This is a genomic window from Mesorhizobium sp. GW821-FHT07A06, from assembly GCF_059419085.1.
Map to the genome: position 1 here is coordinate 554,620 of NZ_JBWKRC010000002.1, position 26,279 is coordinate 580,898.

The window sequence follows — 26,279 nt, forward strand, 5'->3', positions numbered from 1 at the left end:
GGCTTCATTCCTTGGATGACGCGCCCTGGTTTTGCCCTTCGTCCGGCAGGGCCGCAAGAGCGGTTTGGGCCAAAAGGCGCAACTCTTCAACCGATGCGCCGTCGCGCGCCTGGATCGACATGCCGTTCATGACGCCGGCAATGTATTTGGCGAGACTCTCGACGGAGAGCTCTTGCGGCAGTTCACCCGCTGCCCTGCCCCTGGCCAGCCGCTGCGCGATCGCCGCCTCGCTCGCCTTGCGATAGGCCTTGAGTTCATCCGCGATGCCTTGCGCCTGCGGCGAGGCCGCCAGCGCGCCGCTGACGAACAGGCATCCGCCCGGCTTGCCGGGCCTGGAATAGGCCTCCGCCGCCCCCATGAGCAACCGCCGGATCGCCTCGCGCGTCGGTACCGGCGCACTCAGCGCCTCCAGCGCAAACCCTATCTCGGTCTCGTGGTAGCGTGTCAGCGCCTTGCGGAACAAGGTCTCCTTGTCGGTGAAAGCATTGTAGATCTGCGGCGGCGTCAGCCCCATCGCTTCACGCAGCATGGCAAGCGACGTCGCCTCATAGCCATGCTCCCAGAACAGATGCATCGCCGCATCCAGTGCCCGGTCGGGGTCGAACGCACGGGGACGACCGCCCCTGGCCTTTTCCGAGTTATCCATAGTGATCGATACGAAACCTGTTGACTTGCCTGTTTCGCATAACGTAACAATTGATACGAAACATGGCAAGCCGGAAGACGATCCGTCAGGCAAGGCCGTGCAACCCGAGGACAAGGAGAGCCCAGATGCCAATCACCGTGACCGCGCCGGAAGGTGTACTGACAGAGGCCGGAGAGCGCGAAATCCTGCCGCGCCTCAGCGCTGCCCTGATCGATGCCTCCGGCGCTACGGGCAATTCCTTCTTCACGTCGATCGTCGGCGGCACGGTCCATGTCCTGCCGTCCCGCCACATCTATGCCGGCGGTGCCAACCGGCCTGTCGTCATGGTGGAGTTGAAATTGCCCAATATCGGCCTTGGCTCGGTTGAAGCCCGCAAGGCCTTCATCGCCACCGCCGCCGGGATTGTCGCCGATCTCTGCGTCCCGGAGCACAAGCCCGAAAACACCTGGATCAACATCGTCAACGCACCCGACGGCGGCTGGGGCATCGGCGACAGGCAATATACGGGCGATGCGCTTATCGCCGCCGTCACCGCCGCGGCGCACTGAAATGATAGGGAACGACAGGATGCGGCTCTCCCCTTCGCTGTTCTTCACCACCAACTGCGAGCCGGCACTGGCCTTCTACGAAGAGTGCGGGCTCGGTCGGGCAACCATCCTGTTGCGCTGGGGCGACAACGGAATGCCGGTTCGGACAGAAGCCATGCACGGAAAGATCCTGCATGCGCGCTTCGAAGGTCCCGGCGTGCTGTTTCATGCCTCCGACAATGACGATGCGGAGCCGATGAAAGGCTCCGCCATGATGCTGGAATTCGACGACCTGGCCGCCATGCGGGAGCTTTTCCAACGCATGGCCGCCGGCGGCCGCGTCACCGTGCCCCTGGCGCGGCAATATTGGGGAAGCAGTTTCGGCATGTTGGTCGACGCCTATGGCGTTCAATGGATGTTCAGCTGTTCCAGCGAGTGAGGATAAGGATCACGATCTTCTTACCGGAAATGGAACTGGCGCCGCATTGCCGCCGCGTCGGCTCGCTCTCATGGTGCTCGACTGCATGTCGCCCAAAAGGAGTCCCGGTTTTGGGAGCGCGGCCTGCATGAAACAAGGACCGGAGGTTCGGCATGCGACCGGTGACGGTAATCACGCTGCTCTGGCTGATTTGGGTGCTCACGTGGATTGCGGCCGCGGCGTGGGCTGATCCAGCTCAGAAACGCGCCACCATCGGGGCTGAGGTCCGCTATCGTGTCTTCTGGCTGGCCGGCACCATCCTGCTGTTCGTTCCGGCGCATGGCTATGAAGGCAGGTTGAGATTGTGGACCCCAACCCTCGCCGAGGCCTGGGCTTGCATTGCCCTGATCGCCATCGGGCTGATCTTCTCGTGGTGGGCGCGCATTCATCTGGGCAGGTTGTGGTCGGCCTCGGTCACTTCCAAGGCAGACCATCGCATCGTCGATACCGGCCCCTATGGCCTGGTCCGGCATCCGATCTACACAGGGCTGCTGTTGGCGGTGCTCGCCACAATGGCGGCAAAGGGCACGATCTGGGGTATTGCGGGCGCGGCCCTGCTCATCATCGGCGTCGTCATGAAGGCAAGGCTCGAGGAACGCTTCCTGCGCGGCGAACTGGGCCCCGCCTATGACGATTACGCACGGCGGGTGCCGATGCTGGTGCCCTTCACACCGGCCTGACACGTTGGAACGCCGGCTTGCTCCGATCTGCCGGCCGCGCTGCTTTCCCGAAAATGGTCGACGGCGCCGCCGATTTGAACCCAATCATGTTTCGACTGCTCGAAGATCGACCGCGCTGGCGAAGGATATTTCGGATCCGAAAGCGCGCCGATGGCGACGCCGATCATTGACGGCAGCCTGTCGGCTATCCAGTAGACGGTCGATCCGCAGTTCGGACAAAAGTAGTTGTGGACCTTGCCGCCGCTTGCCGCATCGCGGGTGAATTCCTTCGCGGTTCCAGAGATGGCGACAGCGTCAGCCGGATAAAAGGCGCCGACGCCGAAGGGGGCGCCGGTTCGGCGCTGGCAATCGAGGCAATGGCAGGCGACAACCAGTTTTGATGGTCCTGTCAGCGCCAGCGTGAGGGCACCGCAGCTGCATCGGGCATCGGCCATTGGAACGCTCCTTTCTGAAACGGGATCGCGTTGCTCCCAGGCACAGATACCCCCGACACAGGCTGTGCGAGGGTCAGGTCAGGTTGAAACGGAATAGAGACGGCGCGAAGCGGCCCGGCTGAGGACGAAAGCCCGAATGGGCTTTCAGGTCGGCATCACCGCGACGTTGCTTAGAGCATCCGGATGAGCGCGCCGCCGATCGAATACCCCGCGCCAAAGGCGCAGATCAAGCCGAAATCGCCGGGCTTCATGTCGGCATGGTTCTCCGACAGCGCCACGATGGCGCCGGCGCCCGCGGTGTTGCCCAGCCGCTCCAGCACCATCGGCGCACGGTCATGATCGACGTCGTGGCCAAAGGAAAGCTTCAGGATCATGGCATTCATGCGCGCATTGGCCTGGTGCAGCCAGAAGCGCCGGACCGCCTGAGGGGTCAGCCCGTGCTCGGCCAGGAATTCGACGATGAACTTCTGGCCGGCGACGGTGACTTCCTTGAACACCTTGTTGCCGACCTGCTTGATCAAATTGCCTTCCAGGTTGATCATGTAGGGATCGTCCTGGGCGGTGCGCGTGTGATAGCCGAGATTGGTGCGGATGTTGTTCGACATCTGCGTCCAGATGCGTGTGTCCAGCACCTCGAAGCGCCCCGGCCGTTTGTCGCCCTTGGCAAGTCCCTCCACCACCAGCGACACCGAGGCGTCGCCAAAGATGAAATGTGTCTGCCGGTCGCGGAAATTGAGATGGCCGGTGATGATTTCCGGCGTGGTCACCAGGATGCGTTTGTGCGCGCCAGAGCGCACCAGATTGACGGCCATGTGAAGGGCCGCGGCGGCGGACGAACAGCCAAGCCCCATGTCGAAGCCCGCGCCCCTTGTCCCCAGCGCTTCCTGCATTTCGATGGCGATCGCCGGATAGGGCCGCTGGTGGTGCGAAGCCGAGCAGATGATCAGGTCGATCTGCGACGGCTCAAGCCCGGCATGGTCGAGCGCCTTCCTGGCCGAGGCGATGCCGAATTCCGCTTCCAGCGACAGCGCATCGTCGGGCCGCGCCGGAATGCGCGGCGTCATGCGGGTTGGATCGAGTATGCCTTCGCGCTCGATCACATGACGGGATTTCACACCCGAGGCATGAACGATGAAGTCGCTGTCGGATTTCTGCAGCAGCGCCTCGCCGGTGACCTGGCGGCGTGCGTTCTCGGTGTCGACCCAGCTGTTGAAGCTCTCGACCAGCTCTTCATTGGTGATGACAGCTTCAGGAATTTCAGCGCCGATGCCGCTGATGATGACGCGATGCATGTTTCAGTCCGTCCCATCCGCAGGCGTTGCGGCTTCATGTGGGCGCCGAAACGCTTCGGCGCAACACTTTTCTCATCCGGCCGGTTTACGCCGGCTTAAATCAAGGTTTCAGACTGGCCTGACCCGCTTTCACCAGGCGCACAGCTTGGCGTTCGTCTGCGGGTTGTTCCAGCAGGCGCCGTCGTCGCGGCTGCGCACATACTGTCCCGGCAACGGCACGTTGCGGCGGCCGAGATTGACGTAGCCATAGGCAAAACCCGGCCCGTCGATCTCCAGCACATAGGTCGGATAGCCCGGCGCCGAGATGCGGAAGCTGCCCGCACCATCGATCATGCGGTAGCTGCACGGGAAATACCCGTCATCCGTGGTGAAGCAGCGCGCCCGCTTGGCTTCGGCCGAAACCGAAAACGCCAGAAGTGCCGCCGCGCATACGCCACCGCCGCAAAGCAATCTTTTCAAAGTCATCACTCCCCCCTGCCATGCGGGCCATCGTCGCCCGCGCGATGAGTTGGCATGGCGGTCAAACCGGGTCAAGCGGCCGCGTCAGGGCCCAAGAAAAGTGGATAATTCTTTCCTAGCCGGCCCTTTTGGCGACTATGAAAATTCGCGGGAAGCGTAGCAGAACCTTGCCGTTTGCCGTTTTGGGATAGGCCTTGGCGATCTTGGCCGTGTAGCTGTCGAGGAACAGCTTGCGCTCTTCCGCCTCCAGCGGATCGAGGAACGGCTTCAGCCCGGTCGCCTTGACCCACTCGACGATCGCCTCGGCATCGGCCAGCGGATGATTGTAGATGGTGTGCCAGATATCGAGCCGGTCGCTGAGCGGCGACAACAGGTCGTAGTAGAACGACACCGGCGGCAGCGGCGCGCGCGCCGCGCCCTTTATCCTTGCCGCAAACGGCATTTCGGCGGCGGTCTCACGCATCAGCCGATGCGAATCCTCGGCCATATTGTCGGGCATCTGGATCGCCAGCGCACCGCCGGGCGCGAGGAAGCCCATCAGCCGCTGAAACACCGAAGGGTGCTCGGGCAGCCACTGGAACACCGCATTGGCAAAGATGACATTGACCGGCTCGGCCGGCCGCCATGTCGAAGCATCGGCGAGGTCGAAGCTGACATTGGGCAGGCGCGCCCTCGCCTTCTCGATCATGTCGGGAGAGGTGTCGAAACCGCTCACCTGCGCATCCGGCCAGCGCTCTACCAGGAGCTCGGTGGAATTGCCCGGTCCGCAGCCGATGTCGACGACCCGGCGCGGGAAATCGACCGGCACCTGTGCCGCCAGGTCTCGCGCGGGCCGCGTGCGCTCATCCTCGAATTTCAGATATTGGGCGGCGGACCAGTCAGCCATTTGAACTCCTCATGTGGTTTGAGAATTCGCCGCCCCTATGGTCCCCTACCGCGTCAGCCGCTTGTGCGTCATGCGGTGCGGGGCCGCCGCTTCGGCGCCCAGGCGCCGCAGCTTGTCCTTCTCATATTCCTCGAAATTGCCTTCGAACCATTCGACATGCGCATCGCCTTCGAAGGCCAGCATGTGGGTCGCCATGCGGTCGAGGAACATGCGATCGTGGCTGATGATGACGGCGCAGCCGGCATAGGCTTCGAGCGCGTCTTCCAGCGCTCCCAGCGTTTCGGTGTCGAGGTCGTTGGTCGGTTCGTCGAGCAGCAGGACATTGCCGCCATTCTTCAACATCTTGGCCAGATGCACGCGGTTGCGCTGGCCGCCGGAGAGGTTGCCGACCTTCTGCTGCTGGTCGCCGCCACGGAAGTTGAAGGACGAGCAATAGGCGCGGCTGTTGATCTCGTGCTTGCCGAGCTTGATGATTTCGGCGCCGCCGGAGATTTCTTCCCACACGGTCTTGTTTCCATCCAGTGCATCGCGGCTCTGGTCGACATAGCCCAGCTTGACCGTCTCGCCGATGCGCACGGTGCCTGCATCCGGCTTCTCCTGGCCGGTGAAGGTCTTGAACAGCGTCGTCTTGCCGGCGCCGTTCGGGCCGATGACGCCGACGATGCCGCCCGGCGGCAGCCGAAACGACAGGTTCTCGATCAGAAGCTCGTCGCCAAAGCCCTTGTTGAGGCCTTCGACCTCGATGACCACATTGCCGAGACGCTCGCTCGAGGGAATGACGATCTGCGTATCGGTCGGCTTGCGGTTCTGCGACTGCTCGACCAGTTCCTCATAGGCCTTGATACGCGCCTTCGACTTGGTCTGGCGTGCCTTCGGGCTCGACTGGATCCATTCGCGCTCGCGCCAGATCGACTTCTGGCGGGCGTCGTCCTCGCGGCCTTCCTGGATCAGGCGCTTGGCCTTGGCGTCGAGATATCTGGTGTAGTTGCCCTCGTAGGGAATGCCGCGGCCGCGGTCGAGTTCGAGGATCCAGCCGGTGACATTGTCGAGGAAGTAGCGGTCGTGGGTGATGATCAGCACCGAACCCGGATAGTCGCGCAGGTGCTTTTCGAGCCACGCCGTGGTCTCGGCGTCGAGATGGTTGGTCGGTTCGTCGAGCAGCAGCAGGTCGGGCTGTTCGAGCAGCAGCCGGCAGAGAGCCACGCGGCGGCGCTCGCCGCCCGACAGGTTGGTAACTTCGGAGTCAGGCGGCGGACATTGCAGCGCGTCCATCGCCATCTCGACCTGCTGGTCGAGATCCCAAAGGTTGAGCCGGTCCATCTCATCCTGGAGCTTGGCGGACTCGTCCGCCGTCTCGTCGGAATAGTTCATCATCAGCTCGTTGTAGCGCTCGATGATGGCGGTCTTCCTGCCGACGCCGTCCATGACGTTTTCACGCACGGTCTTGGAGTTGTCGAGATGCGGCTCCTGCGCCAGGTAGCCGACGGTGGCACCTTCGGCCAGCCATGCCTCGCCCTGGAACTCCTTGTCGAGCCCGGCCATGATGCGCAGGATCGTCGACTTGCCCGAGCCGTTCGGCCCGAGAATGCCGATCTTGGCGTCCGGGTAGAAGGACAGATGAACGTTATCGAGCACCTTCTTGGTGCCATAGGCCTTCGACAGGCCGGACATGTGATAGATGAACTGGCGTGCCACGCGCGCTTTCCCTGAAACTGACTGAATTGTCGATTTGAATGGAGGTTGGCCGCTATGTAGGCGATGCGGCGGCGAACGGCAATCGCTTTTGCCAGATCAAGCCGACCACACGAACTAAGTGCGCGCCGCCTCCTGAAGTTTTCCATCGGCAACGAGCCGCTGAAAGCTCCGGTTAACCCTTCCGCGTCAAAAGAGGATCGGGGTGGAATCGCCGGCTGGCCGCGATTCCTGGAAAGAGAGCGGATCGACGGCATTGCTGAACAGTTTCCTGCTCCTTGCCGAAGCGATCGTCTACTTCAGCGTCATGGTGACGCTTTTTCGCTTCAGGAAGCGCATTGGTCTGGGCGTTTTCGTCTGCGCGCTCGGCGTCATGCACTTCCTGGAAACCTATCTCGCCAGCGTCTTTTATGTCGCCTTGCCATTCGGCATGGTTTCGCCGGGCTCGGCGGTGCTGTTTTCGGGCAAGCTGGTGATGCTCCTCCTGCTCTACATGAAGGAGGACGCCGCCACCGTACGCCAGCCGATCTACGGCCTGCTGCTCGGCAATGCGCTGATGATCGGGCTGGTGCTGCTCTTGCGCCTGCACGCCATAGCGCCGCTGCCCGATGGCCGGCTGCCCGACATCGGCTTCATCGACGAGATGGGCTGGCTGATGGTGTGGGGCACGACGCTGCTGTTCATCGACGCCATCCTCATCATCCTGATCTATGAAAAGCTTGGCCGGTATCTGCGCGAGGCGCAGTTCGCACGCATCCTGATTTGCGTCGCCTGCGTGCTGACCTTCGACCAGGCGGGTTTCTTCACCGCGCTGCATTTCGTTGCCGGCGCGCCGATCGATGTCTTCTTCGGCGGCTGGTTCGCCAAGATGGCCGCGGCCCTGGCCTTCAGCGGCATGCTCGTGGCTTACCTCAGATGGTTCGAGGAGCGCGACATTCCGCTGCCGCGTGGGCTGACCGATATTTTCCAGACGCTGACATACCGCGAGCGCTACGAAGCACTGGTCGAGCATGTCGGCCGCGACGGCCTGACCGGCCTGCTGCATCGCGGCCGCTTCGATGCTGACGGGGAAGCCGCGGTCGAGATCAGCCTGCGCACGGCGAGGCCGCTCAGCCTGCTGATCATCGATGTCGACCATTTCAAGTCGATCAACGACCGTTTCGGCCATGCCGAGGGCGACAAGGTGCTGAAGACGGTTGCGACCCTGCTTCGCGAGGTGGCCAGCGCCGAAGACCAGGTGTTCAGGATCGGCGGCGAGGAATTCGCCGTCCTGAGTTCGCGCCCGCATTCGGTCGCCAGGCTGTTTGGCGAAAGCATCCGCTACGCGGTCAAGGCATCGGCCGTCACCAGCCGCTTCGAGCTGACCGTCAGCGCCGGGGTTTCAACCGTCGGCGAAACGACCCGCTGCCTTGCCGATCTGTTCGCGCTCGCCGACCAGCGCCTCTACAAGGCGAAGTCGACCGGGCGTGATCGCGTCGTCGGCGAGCCAGGCGGCCCCGAGGCCGATATGGCGGTCGCTTGGACCAAGTCGGGGCAAATCTAGCGCCGGTCACGGGCAGGCGACGGCCGTTCGGGCGGCGCTTACTGGAACCCGATCGCGTCGACGGTGCCGGTCGGGCAACCGGCCTTGTTGGTCGGCACCGAGGCCAGCAGCAGGTCCTTGAGCGAAGCGTTCGGGCCGATCGGGCCGGCAAGGCCAAGCGTCAGTTCGCCGATCAGCCGCCGGCCGCTCGTGGGATCGATGACGCAGGACACCCGCACGCGGTCGCCTGCCCCCGCGCCGAACGCGGTGTCGAAGGCGCCGCGGATCTGGTCCGCCGTCAGCTTGCCGCCAATGTTCTTGACGAAAAGATCGCGCACCGGCGAGCTGTTGACCTGCCGCATCAGGCTGAGCGCATCCGCAAAATACTCCTGCTGGCTCTTGCCGTAGCAGGTGCCGTGCTTGATCCACTCATGCCGTTCCAGCTGGGAGGCCGTCCCCGGCATCACCTGGTCGAGCTCCTTGCGGGTGCCAGCGTCCAGATTGACCGGCGGCAGGTCCTTCCAGTGAGCCGGATTGTCGTTGGCCTTGTCGTTGGCCGCCACCTGGCAATAGAAATTGCCGTTCGGCTGCGGCCACAGGCCGTGCAGGGTGAAATTGGTGGCATCGAACTCGTTCGGGTTCTGCGCCTTGCATTCGGTCTTGTTCGACTTGGTCTCGCAAAAAGCCGGCTGCCAGCTCAGCGCGAAGACATATTCGGGCTTGCCCGAGGCGGCGGGCTTGCCTTGTCCGCCAGGTGCAGCCGGCACCGTCGCGGCACTGCTGCCCGACAGATGGCCGCAACTGACCTTCACCCAGCGGCGCTCCGGATCGGCACCCGGCACCAGGATCAGATAATGTGTCGGCGCGTCCTTGTTGCCGGCCAGCAGCTGGTAGCTCTGTCCGGCATCGGTCGAGACATTGCCGGGATTCTTGCTGTTCTTGATGGCTTGCGTTGCCGGACAGGCAGCGTCGGCGACGAAAGTGCCGCTCATCTTGACGTCGGCATGCGCCGCGCCGGCCAGCGATACCGCCAGCATGGCCAATCCGAAAACAACACCAATGCGCATGAGAATCCCCGGCTGAAGAAAGTGGGCGACAGACTGAAGCTGTCTCCATGTCAGAATTGCGATGTTTTGCTGGCCAAACGCAAGAAACATCGTCGCGCAAAAGCAGTTACTGTGGATTGACGCGAAACCGGCGCCGGCGCAAACAAAACCAACAACGATAAATGGGGAAGAGAACAGGCGGCCATGCCTTTCAGTCAACAACGCATGGTCCGCTCACCGACCGGGGCCGATCTCAATCTCCTCGTCAGGCATGCCGATGGCCGGCCACGTGCCGTCGTCCAGATCAATCATGGACTGGCCGAACACGCCGCGCGCTATGCCGGTTTCGCCGATTTCCTGGCCGCGCGCGGCCTCCACGCCTATGTCCACGATCATCGCGGCCATGGCGCGACCAAGGCGCCCGACGCGCCGCTCGGCAAGTTCGCCGACAAGGATGGCCCAGCCAAGGTGATCGCCGACGTCGATGCCATCCATGACCTGATCGCCAGCGAATGCCCTGATCTGCCGGTCATCCTTTTCGGTCATTCGATGGGCGCGTCGATAGCGCTGAACTACCTTTTGAGCCACTCGCCGCGTGTCCATGCCGCCGCGATCTGGAACGGCAACTTCTCGCAAGGGCGGCTTGGGCAGGTAGCGCTCGGCATCCTTGCCTGGGAACGGATGCGGCTGGGCTCCGACGTCCCATCGCGCCTGCTGCCGAAACTCACCTTCCAGGCCTGGGGCAAGGCGGTGCCCAACCACCGCACGCCGTTCGACTGGTTGTCGCGCGACGAGGCCGAGGTGGCGAAATACATCGCCGATCCGCGGTGCGGCTGGGACGCCTCGGTGTCGATGTGGCACGATGTGGTCTCCATGGCGATGAACGGCGGCAAGGATGCCGGGTTCACGAGCGTGCGGCGCGACCTTCCGGTCGCGATCGTCGGCGGCGAGAAAGACCCCGCTTCGGACTACGGCAAGGGCATCACCCACCTTGCCAACCGCATGCTCAGGATGGGCTTTTCGAATCTCGTTTCAAAGGTTTACGCCGACACCCGCCACGAAAGCCTGAACGAGGTGAACCGCGACCTCATCATGGACGATTTCGCCGCTTGGGCCGACGGTGCCCTGAAGGCGTGACCGATTGGCCTATTGCAAGGGCCGTGACAGCCCTTGCCGGTCTTGGTAGAGCCTCTGCTCTCGCGGCAATCACGGTGATTGCCGCAATCATGGTGATTTATGGCTGAACCCCCGCTGAAAGGCGTCCGCGTCATCGAACTCGCCCGCATCCTGGCCGGCCCCTGGGCTGGACAGTTGCTCGCCGATCTCGGCGCCGATGTCATCAAGGTCGAAAGCCCCGACGGCGGCGACGACACCCGCAAATGGGGCCCGCCCTTCGTCATGAGCCATGACGGCGAGAACCTGTCGGCCGCCTATTACCATTCCTGCAATCGCGGCAAGCGCTCCATCGCCATCGACTTTTCGACGCCTGAGGGTGCGCAAACCATCCGCCGGCTGGTCGCCACATCGGATGTGCTGATCGAGAATTTCAAGCTCGGCGGGCTCAGGAAATACGGGCTCGACCATGACAGCCTGCGCCAGATCAACCCGCGCCTCGTCTATTGCTCGATCACCGGGTTTGGCCAGGACGGCCCGTATGCGCCACGCGCCGGCTACGACTTCATCATCCAGGCCATGGCCGGCATGATGTCGATCACCGGCGAGCCCGGCCGTGAGCCGCAAAAGGCCGGCGTCGCCATCTCGGACATCTTCACCGGGCTTTATTCGGTCATCGCCATCCAGGCCGCGCTGCGGCACGCCGACCAGACCGGCCAAGGCCAGCACATCGACATGGCGCTGTTCGACACGCAGATCTCGGCGCTCGGAAATCAGAACCTCAACTATCTCGTCTCCGGCAAGTCGCCGGTGCAGATGGGCAATGCGCATATGAACATCGCGCCTTACGAGGTGGTGCCGGTCCGTGACGGCCACATCATCCTGGCGGTTGGCAATGACGGCCAATTCCAGAAATTCTGTGCCGCCGTCGGGCTGGACGATCTGTTCGTCAATCCCGACTTCGCCACCAATCCCGCCCGGGTCGCCAACCGGGTCGAGCTGCGCGCGCGTATCATCGAGGCGCTGAGCATCCTTGATCGCGATCCGCTGCTGGCAAAGCTCGAAGCCGCCGGCGTGCCGGCGAGCCCGATCAACACGATCGGCCAGATGTTCGCCGACCCGCAGACGATCGCGCGCGGCATGCGGCTCGACCTCGACGACGGCCATGGCAACCGTCTGCCTTCCGTGCGCGCGCCGATGGTGATGTCGGGCACGCCGCTGGTCTATGAACGCCCTTCGCCGCGCCTAGGCGAACATACCGACGAAATCCTCGCTGAGCTGGAGAGATCAGGCAAATGAAGACTGGTGGACAACTGATCGTCGAAGCGCTGGAAGCGAACGGCACCGACCGCATGTTCTGCGTGCCGGGCGAATCCTATCTCGCGGTGCTCGACGCGCTGCACGACTCGGCGATCCGTACCATCGTGTGCCGCCAGGAAGGTGGCGCGGCGATGATGGCTGACTGCCAGGGCAGGCTGACCGGCAAGCCCGGCATCTGCTTCGTCACCCGCGGCCCCGGCGCCACCAACGCCTCGGCCGGCATCCACATCGCCATGCAGGATTCGGTCCCGCTCATCCTGTTCATCGGCCAGGTCGCCAGCCACGCCAAGGAGCGGGAGGCGTTCCAGGAGGTTGACTATAAGAGGTTCTTCGGCGACATCGCCAAATGGGTGGTCGAAATCGACGATGCCTCGCGCATCCCGGAATTGGTCACTCGCGCTTTCGCCGTGGCGACATCGGGACGTCCCGGCCCAGTGGTCATCTCGCTGCCCGAGGACATGCTGACCAGCGTGGTCGACGCGCCGGACGCACTTCCCCACACGCCGGTCGAGACATATCCCGGCGCGGCCGAACTCGACGCGCTGGAGATGCTGCTTAACGGCGCCAAGCGCCCGTTCGTCATTCTCGGCGGCACGCGCTGGAATGAGGAAGCCGTGGCGCACATGCGCGCCATATCAGAGACATGGTCGCTGCCGGTCGGCTGTTCCTTCCGACGCCAGATGCTGTTCGATCATCTGCACCCGAACTATGCCGGCGATGTCGGCATCGGCATCAATCCGAAACTGGCCAACGCCATCAAACAGGCAGACCTCGTGCTGCTGATCGGCGGCCGCATGGGCGAAATGCCGTCTTCGGACTACACCTTGCTGAAAAGCCCCTACCCCGACCAGGCGCTGGTCCATGTTCACGCCGATGCCGGCGAACTCGGCCGCGTCTATCGGCCGACGCTGGCGATCAACGCCTCGCCCTCGGCTTTCGTCGAGGCTTTCGCCAAGCGCAGACCGGCCGCGACACCAGGCCGGGAGGACGAGCCGGCGAAACTGCACGCCGCCTATCTCGAATGGTCGACACCACCGGAAACCGGCCCCGGCCCGGTCCAGATGGGGCCGATCATGAACTATCTGGAGAAGGTACTTCCCGACGACGCCATCCTCACCAACGGCGCCGGCAATTACGCCACCTGGGTGCATCGCTTCCACCGCTCCCGCCGCTTCGGCACACAAGCCGCGCCGACATCGGGTTCGATGGGCTATGGCACCCCGGCCGCCGTCGCCGCCAAGGCGCTGTTCCCGGAGCGCACCGTGATCGCTTTTGCCGGCGACGGCTGCTTCCTGATGAACGGCCAGGAATTCGCCACCGCCGTGCAATATGACCTGCCGATCGTCGTCATCGTCGTCAACAACGGCATCTACGGCACGATCCGCATGCACCAGGAGCGCGAATATCCCGGCCGCGTCGTCGCCACCGGCCTCAAGAACCCCGATTTCGCATCGCTGGCCCGCGCCTATGGCGGCCATGGCGAGACAGTCGAGAAGACGGCTGATTTCGCGCCCGCCTTCGAGCGAGCCCGCGCCAGCGGCAAACCGGCGATCGTCGAAATCAGGCTCGATCCGGAAGCCATCACGCCGACCCGCACGCTGACTCAAATCCGCGACAAGGCGTGATTCAAAAAGGGGCTGATATCAGCCCCTTTTTGAAGTGCTTGCGCTACTTCGCAGCCTCGATCTGGCCGCGGATCTCGCCATCCTTGTTGGCGGCGGTGTGGACGTTGACATAATAATTGCCGGCCGCAAGGTCGGCAGCCTGTGCGTCCGTCAGCGTCGCGGACCCCTTGATCGGGCTCTTGAGCTTGCCTTTGAACGGGATGACGGGAGCGGCATTCGCACCCATCGCCGCCGGGCCGTGAATATGCGCTGCAACAGCCGGTCCGCTGAGGCCGGAATATTTCACGTTCCAGCTGAGCTTCTTCTTGGTGGTGTCGAAGGTGAGCGTGGCGGTGCCCTTGCCCTTGGTGGTTACGGGCGGGCTCTGTTGGCTGCCATCGAGCGTCGCCTTGTACTTCACCACCTCGGCCATGGCCGGGGACGCGAAGAAGAAAGCGGTCGAAATGGCCAACGCCGAAAGTACCGGCAAGATGGAATATGTGCGCATTAAGGACCTCCGTGGCTGTCGCATGCGTCGCGAGCCCCCGTCGCGCGCATGCCTCAACTGGAACGGTTGGACGGCCCAATGTTTCCCTGCACACGGTTTTGTGACCGGGAACGCAGCAAAAGAGGCGATCGCTCGCCCCTTTCCGAAAGCCGGAAGAGCGGCTGTCAGACCGCCGCCAGCGCCTGCGTCAGGTCGGCGATCAGATCGTCCGGATGTTCGACGCCGATCGACAGCCTGACCGTGGTCTCGAGCACCCCGATGCGCTGTCGCACGTCGAAGGGAATGCCCGAGTGGGTCATCGCCGCCGGGTGGCTGGCGAGCGATTCCGTGCCGCCGAGGCTTACCGCCAGCTTGAAGATCTGCAGGGCGTTGAGGAAGGCGAAGGCCGCCTTCTCACCGCCCCTGATGTCGAAGGAGAAGGTCGAGCCGGCGCCGCTGCATTGCGCCCTGTAGGTGCGGCCAGCCGGCGTATCCTCGCCCAGGAACGGCAGATAATGCACCTTCTCGACCTTGGCGTGATCGCGCAGGAATTCGGCGACCAGGCGCGCATTGTCGTTAGCCCGCTCCATGCGGATCGACAGCGTCTCAAGCGAACGGCCGAGCATCCAGCAGGAATGCGGGTCGAGCTGCGTGCCGATCGCGCCACGCAGCGCCTTGATCGGCTTGGTGACCGCCTTGCTACCCATGGCCGCGCCCGCGATCAGGTCGGAATGGCCGCCGACATATTTGGTCAGCGAATAGACCGAGACGTCGGCGCCGTGCTCGATCGGCCGCTGGAAGACGGGACCGAGCAGCGTGTTGTCGCAGACGATGATCGGCCTTGAGCGCTGCCCGGCACCGATCTCGTCGGCGATCGTCTTGATCAGCGCAATGTCGACCAGGCTGTTGGTCGGGTTCGATGGCGTCTCGATCAAAATGACCGAAACACGGCCCTTCGCCACCGCGGCATCGGCCGCGGCGCGCACCGCTTTCTCGTCGACACCGTCGGCAAAGCCGACTGCGCCGATGCCGAATCCGGAAAGCGTGCGCGTGAGCAGCGTCTCGGTGCCGCCATAGAGCGGCTGCGAATGCAGGATGACATCGCCAGGGCGGGCATAGGCGAGCAGCGTCGTGGCGATCGCCGACATGCCGGATGAGAACAGGATGCAGGCATCCGTCCCCTCATAGACCGCCAGCCGATCCTCGACGATCTCGCTGTTGGGATGGTTGAAGCGCGAATAGACCAGGCCCGACGCCGTGCCGCTCGGCGGCTCCTTGCGGCCGGATGTGTAGTCGAAGAAGTCGCGTCCCTCTTCCGCCGATTTGAACACGAAGGTCGAGGTCAGGAACACCGGCGGCTTGACCGCGCCCTCCGAAAGTTGCGGATCGAAGCCGTAGCTCAGCATCAGCGTCTCCGGATGGAGCTTGTGGTTGCCGATATGGGTTTTCGACGGGCGCGGCGCGGTCATGGCTCTTCCTGTTTTTCGAGGGGTATTCCGCCGCAATTTATGCGATCCCGATCAGCCAGTCCTTGCTATTCCTGGGCTTGCATGGCTGCATGTCGGCAACAATTTGCCGCGAGAGAGCGAAAGTGCAGCAGAAGATAGCCGACGACTTCGACCTCAGGATTCTCAGGGAATTGCGGGCGGATGCCCGCATCACCAACAACGAGCTTGCCGAGCGCATCGGCCTGTCGCCGTCGCCTTGCCTCAGGCGTGTGCGGCGGCTGGAGGAGACCGGCGTCATCAGGGCTACACAACGCTGGTCGACCCCGCCGCCTTCGGCTGGAGCATGGTCGCCATCGCCACCATCCGGCTCAGCCGGCAGAACGAGGACGAGATCGTCATGTTCGAGGAGGCGATCCGCGGCTGGGAAGAGGTGTTGGAGTGCCACCTCGTTACCGGTTCGCGCGACTATGTGCTGAAGGTGGTGACCGGCAGCCTGGAACAGTATGAGCGCTTCATCAAGGAAAAGATCGCGCGGCTGAAATGCGTCGCCTCGATCGAAACCAGCTTCGTCATGAACACCATAAAGGAACGGCGCCTCTGAGGCGCCGTTCCATCTGGTCGTTTGAGCATGATCTTTCCGGGATCACGCTCCCACAGGCCTATTATTTGATCGCCTTGTCGGTGATCGCCGTCGTGTAGGCGCCTTTCGGCTCCTTGGTGATGATCTTCTGGTCGAGCAGCGCCTTGGCGGTGCGCTCGTAGGTCGCCGGGTCGAGCTTGCCATCGGCATTGTCGATCAGCTTGGCGACTTCGCTCATCATCCGCTTCTGGTGGTTCTCGTCCTGGCCGCCGCCGTCCATGACGATGCCGGCGGCTTCGTCATTGTTGTCGACGGCATATTTCCAGCCCTTCATCGAGGCGCGCACGAAACGGACCATCTTGTCCTCGAAGGCCGGGTCCTTGAGCTTGTCTTCCGAGGCATAGAGCCCGTCCTCGAGCAGGTCGTTGCCCATCGCCGAGTAGTTGAACACGGTCAGCTGTTCCGGCTTGTAGCCGGCGTCGATCAGCTGCCAGTACTCATTGTAGGTCATGACCGAGATGCAATCCGCCTGCTTCTGGATCAGCGGCTGCACGTCAAAGCTCTGCTTCAAGACCGTGACGCCGTCCGGGCCGCCGTCGGTCTTCAGGCCAAGCTTGTTCATCCAGGCGTAGAACGGATATTCGTTGCCGAAGAACCAGACACCGAGCGTGTGGCCCTTGAAGTCGGCTTCGGTCTTGATCGGGCCGTCCTTCGGGCAGACCAGTTCCATGCCGGCCTTCTTGAACGGCTGGGCAATGTTGACCAGCGGCACACCCTTTTCGCGCGCGGCCAGTGCGCCGCCCATCCAGTCGACGATCACGTCGGCGCCGCCGCCGGCAATCACCTGCTCGGGCGCGATATCGGGGCCGCCCGGCTTGATGTCGACGTCGAGACCCTCGGCCTCGTAGAAACCCTTGGCCTTGGCGACATAGTAGCCGGCAAACTGGGCCTGCGTGACCCATTTCAACTGCAACGTCACCTTGTCGGCGGCCATCGCCTGGAACGCGGCCAACGACATCGCGCCGGCCAGAACGGGAATAATCAGTTTTTTCATTCTTTTACCCTCTGAAGTTAGTGCCCTTAAACCCACCGCCCCTATCCACCACGGACAGAGGGATGCCAAAACGTGACGGCTCTTTCGACAAGAGCGACCACGCCATAAAAGACCGAACCCGCAAGTGCTGCAACTGCGATTTCGGCCCAGACCATGTCGATGTTCATCCGCCCGACCTCGGTCGAGATGCGGAAGCCCATGCCGACCACGGGCGTGCCGAAGAACTCGGCGACGATGGCGCCGATCAGCGCCAGCGTCGAGTTGATCTTCAGCGCGTTGAAGATGAAGGGGGCCGCCGCCGGCAGCCTGAGCTTGATCAGCGTCGGCCAGTAACCCGACGCATAGGTGCGCATCAGGTCGCGCTCCATATGGCCGGAGGCGGCCAGGCCGGCGACCGTGTTCACCAGCATCGGGAAGAAGGTCATGATGATGACGACAGCCGCCTTGGACTGCCAGTCGAAGCCGAACCACATCACCATGATCGGCGCCACGCCGATGATCGGCAGTGCCGAGACCATGTTGCCGATCGGCAAGAGCCCGCGCCGCAGGAACGGCACGCGGTCGGCGAGGATCGCGGTGATGAAACCGGCGCCGCTGCCGACGACATAACCGAAGAGCACCGCCTTGAAGATGGTCTGCCGGACATCGGCGCCGAGCACCGGCAGCGAGCTCGCGATGCGCACGCCGATGGCGCTGGGCGGCGGCAGCAGGATGAAGGGGATGCCTGCGCCGCGCGTCACCGCTTCCCAGATGATCAGGATCCAGGCGCCGAAGATGGCGGGTATGATCAGGCGCAGCGCGTTGCGGGCCAAGCCTCTCATCGGACGAAGGCTGGACAGCACCGCCACGCAGCGCCAGCCAAGCAGCCAGGCGGCCGCGAGCAGCAGGAAATAAGGTGCCAGTGCCGCGCCTTCGAACCCCGCGATGCCCGAGATCAGCAGCCAGGCAACGAGATGGGCGCCGACAAACAGCACGACGGCCTCCGCAAGCGAAGGGATCCTGATCATCGAGATCAGTGCCGCCACGATCGCCAGGCCGAGCATCAAACCCTTGGTTCCGAGATAAGGATAGTTGATGCTGGCGGTCGGGTCCGCGAGCGCTGCCGCTTCCGGCTTCGACATCGCGCCGAGGGCGACCGCGATCAGGCAGAGCACGATCGCCAGCACCGCTTGCCAGGAAGGTTTCAGCCAGTTCATGCCGGCCTCCCGCCCATGGCGCGGTCGACGATGCGCCCGGCAATGCCGACCACCATGACCAGAAGTGCCGCCACGATGGAACCCGCGACCAGCGCCGACCAGATGTCGATGGACTGGCTGTAATAGGCGCCGGCGAGCAGCTTGGCGCCGATGCCGGCGACCGCGCCGGTAGGCAGTTCGCCGACGATGGCGCCGACCAGGCTTGCCGCCACCGCCACCTTCATGGAGGTGAACAGGAACGGCACCGAGGCCGGGACGCGCAATTTCCAGAAGGTCTGCGCACGGCTTGCATTGTAGGTGTGCATCAGGTCGAGATGCATGATCTCGGGCGAGCGCAATCCCTTCACCATGCCGACGGTCACCGGGAAGAACGACAGATAGGTCGAGATCATCGCTTTCGGGATCAGGCCGGTGATGCCGATCGCCGCCAGCACGACGATGATCATCGGCGCCACCGCAAGGATCGGAATGGTCTGCGAAGCGATGATCCACGGCATCAGGCTGCGGTCCAGCGTCGCCACATGCACGATGCCGACGGCGATGATGATGCCGAGCGCGGTGCCGAAGGCAAAGCCGAGCAGCGTCGAGGACAATGTCACCCAGGCATTGTAGACGAGGCTGCGGTTCGAATTGATGGGCCGCAGGAAGGTGTTTTCAAAGAAATTCACCGCCACCTGATGCGGCGCCGGAAGCGTCGGCTTCGGCTGCGCCAGCGTCTTGCCGATGAATTCGACCGCGCCGGGGGTTTCGTTGGCACGAGTGTCGAGATCGCGCTGGAATGGCGTGTTGAGGATGACGGCCATGACGTACCAGAGCACGACCACGCCGGCCAGGATCGAGGTGACAGGGACGAGCTTGTCGCGGAAGGAGTCCATCTAGCGCTCCCCCTCTCCTCTCCCCGCCGGGGAGAGGATGGCCGGAGCGAAGCGGAGGACGACCACCTGTTTCTTCGTCATCCTAGGGCGAAGCAAGGAGCGAAGCGACGCGGCGTAGACCCTAGGATCCATGCCGTTACCTCTATGTTCCGCAACGGTGCGGAACACGGCACCCTTTGCGCGACCGCGGCTGGAAGCCGTTCTCCGCCGGTTTGACCCCTCGCCCGACGTCACGGCATGGATCCTAGGGGCTGCGCGACGCTTCGCGCCGCTCCGCCCTAGGATGACGAACGCGTAGGACGTTCTCTGGCGAGGGCACTCAATCATCATAGCTGTGCCCTGCCCGCAGACCATCGCGCACGCGCGCGGCGATCGCCAGAAACTCCGGCGTTTCGCGGATGTCGAGCGGCCGCTCCTTCGGCAGTGTCGATTCGATGATGTCGCTGACACGCCCCGGGCGCGGTGACATGACCACGATGCGCGTCGAGAGGTAGACGGCTTCCGGAATGGAGTGGGTGACAAAGCAGATGGTCTTGTTGGTGCGCGCCCACAGTTGCAGCAATTGCTCATTGAGGTGGTCGCGCACGATCTCGTCCAGCGCGCCGAATGGCTCGTCCATCAACAAGAGGTCGGCGTCGAAGGCGAGCGCACGCGCGATCGAGGCGCGCTGCTGCATGCCGCCGGAAAGCTGCCAGGGGTATTTCTTCTCGAAGCCCGAGAGGTTGACGAGGTCGAGCGTGCGCTTGATGCGCTCCGCCTGCTCCGCCCTGGAGAGGCCCATGATCTCCAGTGGCAGCGCGACATTGCGTTCGATCGTGCGCCACGGAAACAGCGCCGCGGCCTGAAAGACATAGCCATAGGCGCGCTTCTCGCGGGCCTGCTCCGCGGTCATGCCGTTGACCGAGATCGTCCCCGATGTCGGTTTCTCCAGGTCGGCGATGACGCGCAGCAGCGTGGTCTTGCCGCAACCCGACGGCCCGATGAAGGAGACGAATTCTCCCTTGCCGATGGTCAGGTCGACATTGGACAGCGCCTGGACCGGTCCGTCATTGGTCTGGAAGGTGAGGCCAAGTTTGCTTGCCGCGACGACGGCTGGCGAAATTCCGGTCATCGGCTGCCGCCTGCCTGTTCCCGCCCCTGCGGCGCCGTCCGGATTCCGATTGCTTTTATAGCGATGTTGTTTTCCACTCGCCCAGTCCCATTGGTCTTGTCCCACTCAAATCGACGCCCGGAGTTCCCCGATGTCGCCCAAACCCACTTGCCATCTTATCCGCCCTGAAAGCACTTATGAAGGCAAGCAGGGTTTGACCTATCTCGCCGGCATTGCCACGGAATCGGTCGGCTCCACCGGCATCTGCATGCACGTTCTCACCATGCCGCCCGGCGCCCGCGCCAAGGCGCATCTGCACGAGAGCCACGAGACGGCGATCTATGTGCTCTCCGGCGAGGTCCATACCTGGTATGGCGACCGGCTCGAACACCACATCGTCGTCAAGGCTGGTGACCTCTTCTACATTCCAGCCGGCGTGCCGCATCTGCCGGCCAATCTGAGCAACGCCCCGTCTTCGGCCGTCATTGCCCGCACCGATCCCAACGAACAGGAAAGCGTCGTCCTGCTGCCGGAACTGGATGCGCTGGTCGCCTGAAGTCGACGCAAAGGCTCGTGCCGTCATTTGCACCGAGAGACTTCGCCCATGACGTTGCCGTCCTCATCGGCGATCACCAATCTCTTGGCGTTCTTGGCGCTCTTCCTGATGGTGAACTGGCCGGGCGTCTCGCCCTCCTCGCCCTCCGCCTGGCAACTGGCCTTCACAACCAGCGACCCGTCGGCCTGGACCTTTTTTTCGGTGAAGGTGCAAGCGCTCGCCACCGTGACGAATGCCTCGCTGGTCAGAAGCAGCATGTCCTCGGCATAGACCTCTTGGCCGTTCTTGTTGATGCAACCGGACTTGTTGCCATAAGGCTTGCTGAGGTCGATGCCGGCCGCCGTCGCCTGGCTTGCCGCCAGAACCATAAAAGCGCTGACAAGAAGTCCCCCGCGCCGCATCTCAAACCCCCGTCGCCGGGATGCCTGTGCGTTCCACCTTGCGCGGCGCGGTGATCTCCTTCCACGTCGACAGCGCGCGGTTGACCGCGGCGTTCGGCTCGCGCCCGACGAACTGGCCGTGGCCGGGCCTGGCCTTCACCTCGGTCTCCTCGATCGACAGTTCGCCGCGCGAGAAGACGAAGCGTGGCAGGCCGGTCACCTCGACGCCTTCGAAGACATTATAGTCGATGACGGACTGCTGCTTCTTGGCTGCGATCGTCTTCTTGCGCTTCGGATCCCAGACGATGATGTCGGCGTCAGCACCTTCAACGATGGCGCCCTTTTTCGGATACATGTTGAGGATTTTTGCGATGTTGGTCGAGGTCACCGCGACGAACTCGTTCATCGTCAGCCGCCCGGTGTTGACGCCCTTGGTCCACAGCACCGGCAAACGGTCCTCGAGCCCACCGGTGCCGTTCGGTATCTTGGTGAAATCGCCTACGCCGAAGCGCTTCTGCTTGGTGGTGAAGGCGCAATGGTCGGTCGCCACCACCTGCAGCGACCCGGCCTGCAGCCCGGCCCACAGCGAATCCTGGTGCAGTCTGTTGCGGAAGGGCGGGCTCATCACGCGCCGCGCGGCATGGTCCCAGTCCTTGTCGAAATACTCGCTCTCGTCCAGCGTCAGGTGCTGGATCAGCGGCTCGCCGAACACGCGCATGCCCTTCTGCCGCGCCCGGCGGATGGCCTCGTGGCTCTGCTCGCAGGAGACATGCACGACATAGAGCGGCACGCCGGCCATGTCGGCGATCATGATGGCGCGATTTGTGGCCTCGCCCTCCACTTCCGGCGGGCGTGAATAGGCGTGACCCTCGGGGCCGTTGTTGCCAGCGGCGAGCAGCTTCTGCGACAGGGCAGCAACCACGTCGCCATTCTCGGCATGCACCAGCGGCAGCGCGCCAAGGTCGGCGCAGCGTTGAAACGACGCGTACATCTCGTCGTCATCCACCATCAGCGCGCCCTTGTAGGCCATGAAGTGCTTGAACGAGGTGATGCCCTTGTCGACGACGGTCGCCATCTCGTCGAACACCTGCTTGCCCCACCAGGTGATCGCCATGTGGAAGGAGTAGTCGCACGACGCCTTGGAGGTCTTGTTGTCCCACATCTGCAGGGCTTCGAGCAGCGATTGCTGCGGCGCCGGCAGGCAGAAATCGACCACCATCGTGGTGCCGCCGGCAAGGGCCGCACGCGTGCCGGACTCGAAATCATCGGCCGAATAGGTGCCCATGAAAGGCATTTCGAGATGGGTGTGCGGGTCGATGCCGCCCGGCATCACATAGCAGCCGGTGGCGTCGTACTCATGGTCGCCATGCAGGTCGGAGCCGATGGCGACGATCTTGCCGTGGCTGAACAGCACGTCGGCCTTCCAGCTGCGGTCAGCGGTGACGACGGTGCCGTTCTTGATGACTTTGGTCATTTTCGTGTTCCCTTGTTCTTTTCGCGCTTCTTCGTGAGCAGCGTTTGGAATCTGGATGTCTAAAGCTCACTCCACGATGACAGCCGTCTCCACCACAGCATGGAACAGCACGTCGGCGCCCGCGCTCGCCCATTCCTTGGTAATTTCCTCGGCCTCGTTGTGGCTCAGCCCATCGACGCAGGGGCACATCACCATTGCGGTCGGCGCCACGCGATTGATCCAGCAGGCATCGTGGCCAGCACCCGAGACGATGTTGCGGTGGGTGTAGCCAAGCCGTTCGGCGGCATCGCGGATAGCCTTCACGCAGCCGGCATCGAAGGTGACCGGATCGAAATGGCCGACCTGCTCGACCTTGTACTGGATATCCAGCGCCTCGCAGATCGTGTCGATGCCTTCGCGGATGCGGCCGTCCATGGCGTCCAGCACTTCTTTCTCGGGCGAGCGTATGTCGATGGTGAATACGGTGCGGCCGGCGATGATGTTGCGCGAGTTGGGATAGACCTCCATGTGGCCGACCGCGCCGACGGCGTCGGGCTGGTAGTCCATGGCGATCTCATGCACCAGTTCGATCACGCGAGCCATGCCGAGCCCGGCATTGCGGCGCTTGGGCATCGGCGTCGAGCCGGTATGCGCCTCCTTGCCGGTCAGCGTCACCTGCAGCCATTTCAGGCCCTGGCCGTGGGTGACGACACCGATGTCGATGTCTTCGTCCTCAAGGATCGGGCCCTGCTCGATATGCAGTTCGAAGAAGGCGTGGATCTTGCGATCGCCGACCTTCTCGGTGCCCTTCCAGCCGATACGCTCCAGCTCTTCGCCGAATTTCTTGCCGTTCTTGTCCGTGTGCTCGTAGACATCGGCCTGGTCGAGCACGCCGGCGAACACGCCCGACGCCATCATCGCCGGTGCGAAGCGCGAGCCTTCCTCGTTGGTCCAGTTGGTGACGACGATCGGATGTTTGGTCTTGATGCCGAGATCGTTGAGCGAGCGCACGACTTCCAGCCCGCCCAGAACGCCGAGCACGCCGTCATATTTGCCGCCTGTCGGCTGCGTGTCGAGATGGCTGCCGACATAGACCGGCGGCAGGCTGGGATCGGTGCCCTCGCGGCGGGCAAACATGGTGCCCATCTCGTCGACGCCCATTTCGAGCCCGGCGGCCTCGCACCAGCGCTTGAACAGATGCCGACCCTCGCCATCCTCGTCGGTCACCGTCTGGCGATTGTTGCCGCCGGCAATGCCGGGGCCGATCTTCGCCATCTCCATCAGCGAATCCCACAAACGGTCTGAATTGATTCGCAGATTCTCGCCGGGTGCGGCCATTCAAAACCTCTCCAATTGCGCGGCGTCCCCCTCCCCCTCGAGGGGAGGGTGGCCGCGAAGCGGTCGGGTGGGGTCGCCTGACATAAGCTCGCCCTTCCCCTTGACCAACTGCGCGACATGCCAAGCGCTGTTTATGACATCGGGCTCGTCAACGCGAAAGATATCGAACCCGAGCGAACGCAGATAGGCATCACGAACAGCGTCGTGCCGTTTGCCCTTTGCGTGTTCGTGCAGATCGCCATCCACTTCGACCACCAGCTTCACACCAAAACAGGCGAAGTCGACGATGTATGCTCCAATCGGGCACTGGCGGCGGAATTTAATACCGGTCGATTTCAGCTCGCGCAGTTCATACCAGAGCAGGGATTCGCCCTTGGTCGCGTGAACTCGAAGCGCGCGCGCCTTCTGGCGCATTTCGAAGCTTACGCGAGTCCGGGGCATCAACGGCGGCCTCGCGGCAAAAGATCAGGTCGGCGCCCGGTCGCACCGACCCCACCCGACCGCTTCGCGGCCACCCTCCCCTCGAGGGGGAGGGATATCCGCGCCCAGATCTTCAATCGATCGACCTCAATACTTCACGCACATGGTCGATCAGTTCGTTGATCTGGCCCTTGGTGATGATCAGCGGCGGCGACAGCGCGATGATGTCGCCGGTGGTGCGGATCAGCGCGCCGCGTTCGAACGCCTTGACGAAGGCCGAGAAGGCGCGCTTGGTCGGGCTGCCGGCGATCGGCGCCAGTTCGATCGCGCCGATCAGGCCGATGTTCCTGATGTCGATGACATGCGGCTCGTCCTTCAGCGAGTGCAGCGCGTCTTCCCAATAAGGCGCCAGTTCCTCGCCGCGGGTAAGCAGGCCTTCTTCCTTGTATGTATCGAGCGTGCCCAGTGCGGCCGCACAGGCGATCGGATTGCCCGAATAGGTGTAGCCGTGGAAGAACTCGATCATGTGCTCGGGACCGGTCATGAAGGCGTCGTGGATTTCCTTCTTCACGAACACCGCGCCCATCGGGATGACGCCGTTGGAGACGCCCTTGGCCGTGGTCATGATATCTGGCGTGACGCCGAAATAGTCGGCCGCGAACGGCGCGCCGAGACGGCCGAACCCGGTGATGACCTCGTCGAAGATCAGCAGGATGCCGTGCTTGGTGCAGATTTCGCGCAGCTTCTGCAGATAGCCCTTGGGCGGCAGGATGACGCCGGTGGAGCCGGCGACCGGCTCGACGATGACAGCGGCGATGGTCGAGGCGTCGTGCAGCGCGACGATGCGCTCCAGCTCGTTGGCGAGCTCCGCGCCATGTTCCGGCACGCCCTTGGAGAAGGCGTTCTTCTCCGGCAGATGCGTGTGCGGCATGTGGTCGACGCCGCCGAGCAGCGTGCCGAACATCTTGCGGTTGGTGACGATGCCGCCGACCGAGATACCGCCGAAATTGACACCGTGATAGCCGCGCTCGCGGCCGATCAGGCGGGTGCGCGAGCCCTCACCCTTCATCCGGTGATAGGCGATCGCCATCTTCAGCGCGGTCTCGACCGACTCCGAACCGGAATTGGTGAAGAACACGTGGTCCATGCCCTTGGGCGCGATGTCGACCAGGCGGTTGGCCAGTTCGAACACGATGGGATGGCCCATCTGGAAGGCAGGCGCGTAGTCGAGTTCGGCGGCCTGGTGCTGGATCGCCTCGGTGATCTTCGGCCGGCAGTGGCCGGCATTGACGCACCACAGGCCCGCCGTGCCGTCCAGCACCTTGCGGCCATCGCTGGTCGTGTAATGCATGTCCTTGGCGGACACGAACATGCGTGGCGCCTGCTTGAACTGCCGGTTTGCCGTGAACGGCATCCAGAATGCACTGAGATCGTTCGGCGTGACTTTCAGCCGGTTGGACATGACCAAGACTTCCCCTTGTAACCTGTTTCGGTGCGTCCAACGCTTGGTCTTTGCGCCGTTTTCATGCTACGCAAATTTTTGACCGATTGGACAAACGTTAGCACCGCCCTGTCGGCGGTCAAGGGATTACTAGCGGAAATGCGGGTCCTGAAGTGCGTTCCACAGCCTGGGGAAAAACTGGTCCAGAGAATTGGTCCAGATGACCTTGAACACGAGACTTGGCAACGCGAGGGCCCGCAAC

25 protein-coding genes and 2 pseudogenes are annotated in these 26,279 nt (G+C 63.3%); 9 read left to right on the top strand and 18 right to left on the bottom strand.

Features of this window, described 5'->3' with window-relative positions:
• Positions 1–4 precede the first annotated feature (4 nt).
• Positions 5–574, bottom strand: coding sequence for a TetR/AcrR family transcriptional regulator (locus tag AC07SZ_RS08130; RefSeq protein WP_494913916.1), 570 nt, complete (start codon positions 572–574; stop codon positions 5–7).
• 197 nt (positions 575–771) lie between these two features.
• On the opposite strand from AC07SZ_RS08130, the gene AC07SZ_RS08135 reads away from it, so the two are divergent.
• The 3 genes from AC07SZ_RS08135 (at position 772) to AC07SZ_RS08145 (ending at position 2,331) form a co-directional block, all read left to right on the top strand.
• A complete protein-coding gene (locus AC07SZ_RS08135) occupies positions 772–1,194 on the top strand; it encodes a hypothetical protein (protein ID WP_494913917.1) in 423 nt (140 codons plus the stop codon).
• 19 nt (positions 1,195–1,213) lie between these two features.
• The gene (locus AC07SZ_RS08140; RefSeq protein ID WP_494913918.1) at positions 1,214–1,612 is read left to right on the top strand and encodes a VOC family protein; all 399 of its coding nucleotides are present in this window, start codon (positions 1,214–1,216) and stop codon (positions 1,610–1,612) included.
• 152 nt (positions 1,613–1,764) lie between these two features.
• Entirely contained in the window at positions 1,765–2,331 is a 567-nt protein-coding gene (locus AC07SZ_RS08145) for a methyltransferase family protein (RefSeq protein WP_494913919.1), read from the top strand.
• A gap of 23 nt (positions 2,332–2,354) precedes the next feature.
• Here the strand turns inward: AC07SZ_RS08145 and AC07SZ_RS08150 are convergent.
• The 5 genes and pseudogenes from AC07SZ_RS08150 to ettA form a co-directional block, all read right to left on the bottom strand.
• A pseudogene (locus AC07SZ_RS08150) lies at positions 2,355–2,765 on the bottom strand (GFA family protein); the annotation flags it as partial.
• A 170-nt stretch (positions 2,766–2,935) separates the two neighbouring features.
• On the bottom strand, positions 2,936–4,057 hold the full coding sequence (locus tag AC07SZ_RS08155; RefSeq protein WP_172349781.1) for a beta-ketoacyl-ACP synthase III: 1,122 nt from the start codon (positions 4,055–4,057) through the stop codon (positions 2,936–2,938).
• A 129-nt stretch (positions 4,058–4,186) separates the two neighbouring features.
• Positions 4,187–4,522, bottom strand: coding sequence for a hypothetical protein (locus AC07SZ_RS08160; protein ID WP_494913920.1), 336 nt, complete (start codon positions 4,520–4,522; stop codon positions 4,187–4,189).
• Positions 4,523–4,631: 109 nt separating this feature from the next.
• On the bottom strand, positions 4,632–5,402 hold the full coding sequence (tam, locus tag AC07SZ_RS08165; RefSeq protein WP_494913921.1) for a trans-aconitate 2-methyltransferase: 771 nt from the start codon (positions 5,400–5,402) through the stop codon (positions 4,632–4,634).
• 45 nt (positions 5,403–5,447) lie between these two features.
• Positions 5,448–7,097: an energy-dependent translational throttle protein EttA gene (ettA, locus tag AC07SZ_RS08170; RefSeq protein ID WP_494913922.1), complete on the bottom strand. Its 1,650-nt coding sequence runs from the start codon at positions 7,095–7,097 to the stop codon at positions 5,448–5,450.
• A 253-nt stretch (positions 7,098–7,350) separates the two neighbouring features.
• Here ettA and AC07SZ_RS08175 point away from each other — a divergent pair, with 253 nt between their 5' ends.
• Positions 7,351–8,637, top strand: coding sequence for a GGDEF domain-containing protein (locus tag AC07SZ_RS08175; RefSeq protein WP_494914164.1), 1,287 nt, complete (start codon positions 7,351–7,353; stop codon positions 8,635–8,637).
• Positions 8,638–8,675: 38 nt separating this feature from the next.
• Here AC07SZ_RS08175 and AC07SZ_RS08180 read toward each other — a convergent pair whose 3' ends face one another.
• Positions 8,676–9,683: a ribonuclease T2 family protein gene (locus AC07SZ_RS08180; protein WP_494913923.1), complete on the bottom strand. Its 1,008-nt coding sequence runs from the start codon at positions 9,681–9,683 to the stop codon at positions 8,676–8,678.
• A gap of 183 nt (positions 9,684–9,866) precedes the next feature.
• On the opposite strand from AC07SZ_RS08180, the gene AC07SZ_RS08185 reads away from it, so the two are divergent.
• The 3 genes from AC07SZ_RS08185 (at position 9,867) to AC07SZ_RS08195 (ending at position 13,720) form a co-directional block, all read left to right on the top strand.
• Complete coding sequence (locus AC07SZ_RS08185; protein ID WP_494913924.1) at positions 9,867–10,799, top strand: alpha/beta fold hydrolase; 933 nt, start codon at positions 9,867–9,869, stop codon at positions 10,797–10,799.
• Between the two features lie 99 nt (positions 10,800–10,898).
• Positions 10,899–12,074: a CaiB/BaiF CoA transferase family protein gene (locus tag AC07SZ_RS08190; RefSeq protein WP_172373208.1), complete on the top strand. Its 1,176-nt coding sequence runs from the start codon at positions 10,899–10,901 to the stop codon at positions 12,072–12,074.
• Positions 12,071–13,720 carry a thiamine pyrophosphate-binding protein gene (locus tag AC07SZ_RS08195; RefSeq protein ID WP_494913925.1) on the top strand — a complete coding sequence of 550 codons (1,650 nt, stop codon included), beginning with the start codon at positions 12,071–12,073 and terminating at the stop codon, positions 13,718–13,720. Before AC07SZ_RS08190 ends, AC07SZ_RS08195 begins: the two co-directional genes overlap by 4 nt.
• A gap of 43 nt (positions 13,721–13,763) precedes the next feature.
• Here the strand turns inward: AC07SZ_RS08195 and AC07SZ_RS08200 are convergent, their stop codons facing one another.
• Together AC07SZ_RS08200 and AC07SZ_RS08205 are read right to left on the bottom strand one after the other, a co-directional pair.
• Entirely contained in the window at positions 13,764–14,207 is a 444-nt protein-coding gene (locus AC07SZ_RS08200) for a CHRD domain-containing protein (protein WP_056571975.1), read from the bottom strand.
• Between the two features lie 164 nt (positions 14,208–14,371).
• Positions 14,372–15,655, bottom strand: a complete 1,284-nt coding sequence (locus AC07SZ_RS08205) for a cystathionine gamma-synthase family protein (RefSeq protein WP_172373206.1) — start codon at positions 15,653–15,655, stop codon at positions 14,372–14,374.
• Positions 15,656–15,777: 122 nt separating this feature from the next.
• On the opposite strand from AC07SZ_RS08205, the pseudogene AC07SZ_RS08210 reads away from it, so the two are divergent.
• Positions 15,778–16,235: pseudogene (locus tag AC07SZ_RS08210) on the top strand (Lrp/AsnC family transcriptional regulator).
• Positions 16,236–16,296: 61 nt separating this feature from the next.
• Here the strand turns inward: AC07SZ_RS08210 and AC07SZ_RS08215 are convergent.
• From AC07SZ_RS08215 to AC07SZ_RS08230, 4 genes are all read right to left on the bottom strand, one after another.
• Positions 16,297–17,268: an ABC transporter substrate-binding protein gene (locus AC07SZ_RS08215; protein ID WP_056571965.1), complete on the bottom strand. Its 972-nt coding sequence runs from the start codon at positions 17,266–17,268 to the stop codon at positions 16,297–16,299.
• Positions 17,269–17,309: 41 nt separating this feature from the next.
• Positions 17,310–18,464, bottom strand: a complete 1,155-nt coding sequence (locus AC07SZ_RS08220; RefSeq protein ID WP_494913926.1) for an ABC transporter permease — start codon at positions 18,462–18,464, stop codon at positions 17,310–17,312.
• Entirely contained in the window at positions 18,461–19,339 is an 879-nt protein-coding gene (locus AC07SZ_RS08225) for an ABC transporter permease (protein ID WP_494913927.1), read from the bottom strand. Before AC07SZ_RS08225 ends, AC07SZ_RS08220 begins: the two co-directional genes overlap by 4 nt.
• Before the next feature lie 319 nt (positions 19,340–19,658).
• Positions 19,659–20,450 carry an ABC transporter ATP-binding protein gene (locus AC07SZ_RS08230; protein ID WP_056571950.1) on the bottom strand — a complete coding sequence of 264 codons (792 nt, stop codon included), beginning with the start codon at positions 20,448–20,450 and terminating at the stop codon, positions 19,659–19,661.
• A gap of 130 nt (positions 20,451–20,580) precedes the next feature.
• On the opposite strand from AC07SZ_RS08230, the gene AC07SZ_RS08235 reads away from it, so the two are divergent.
• On the top strand, positions 20,581–20,985 hold the full coding sequence (locus tag AC07SZ_RS08235; RefSeq protein WP_494913928.1) for a cupin domain-containing protein: 405 nt from the start codon (positions 20,581–20,583) through the stop codon (positions 20,983–20,985).
• Between the two features lie 23 nt (positions 20,986–21,008).
• Here AC07SZ_RS08235 and AC07SZ_RS08240 read toward each other — a convergent pair whose 3' ends face one another.
• The 5 genes from AC07SZ_RS08240 to aptA all read right to left on the bottom strand — a co-directional run bounded on the left by AC07SZ_RS08240 (position 21,009) and on the right by aptA (position 26,038).
• Positions 21,009–21,386, bottom strand: coding sequence for a hypothetical protein (locus AC07SZ_RS08240; RefSeq protein WP_056571945.1), 378 nt, complete (start codon positions 21,384–21,386; stop codon positions 21,009–21,011).
• A 1-nt stretch (position 21,387) separates the two neighbouring features.
• Complete coding sequence (hydA, locus tag AC07SZ_RS08245; protein ID WP_056571942.1) at positions 21,388–22,839, bottom strand: dihydropyrimidinase; 1,452 nt, start codon at positions 22,837–22,839, stop codon at positions 21,388–21,390.
• Between the two features lie 66 nt (positions 22,840–22,905).
• Positions 22,906–24,156, bottom strand: coding sequence for a Zn-dependent hydrolase (locus tag AC07SZ_RS08250; protein ID WP_056571939.1), 1,251 nt, complete (start codon positions 24,154–24,156; stop codon positions 22,906–22,908).
• Positions 24,157–24,570, bottom strand: a complete 414-nt coding sequence (locus tag AC07SZ_RS08255) for an endonuclease domain-containing protein (protein ID WP_244494089.1) — start codon at positions 24,568–24,570, stop codon at positions 24,157–24,159.
• A 139-nt stretch (positions 24,571–24,709) separates the two neighbouring features.
• On the bottom strand, positions 24,710–26,038 hold the full coding sequence (gene aptA, locus AC07SZ_RS08260) for an omega-aminotransferase AptA (RefSeq protein WP_056572164.1): 1,329 nt from the start codon (positions 26,036–26,038) through the stop codon (positions 24,710–24,712).
• Positions 26,039–26,279 lie beyond the last annotated feature (241 nt).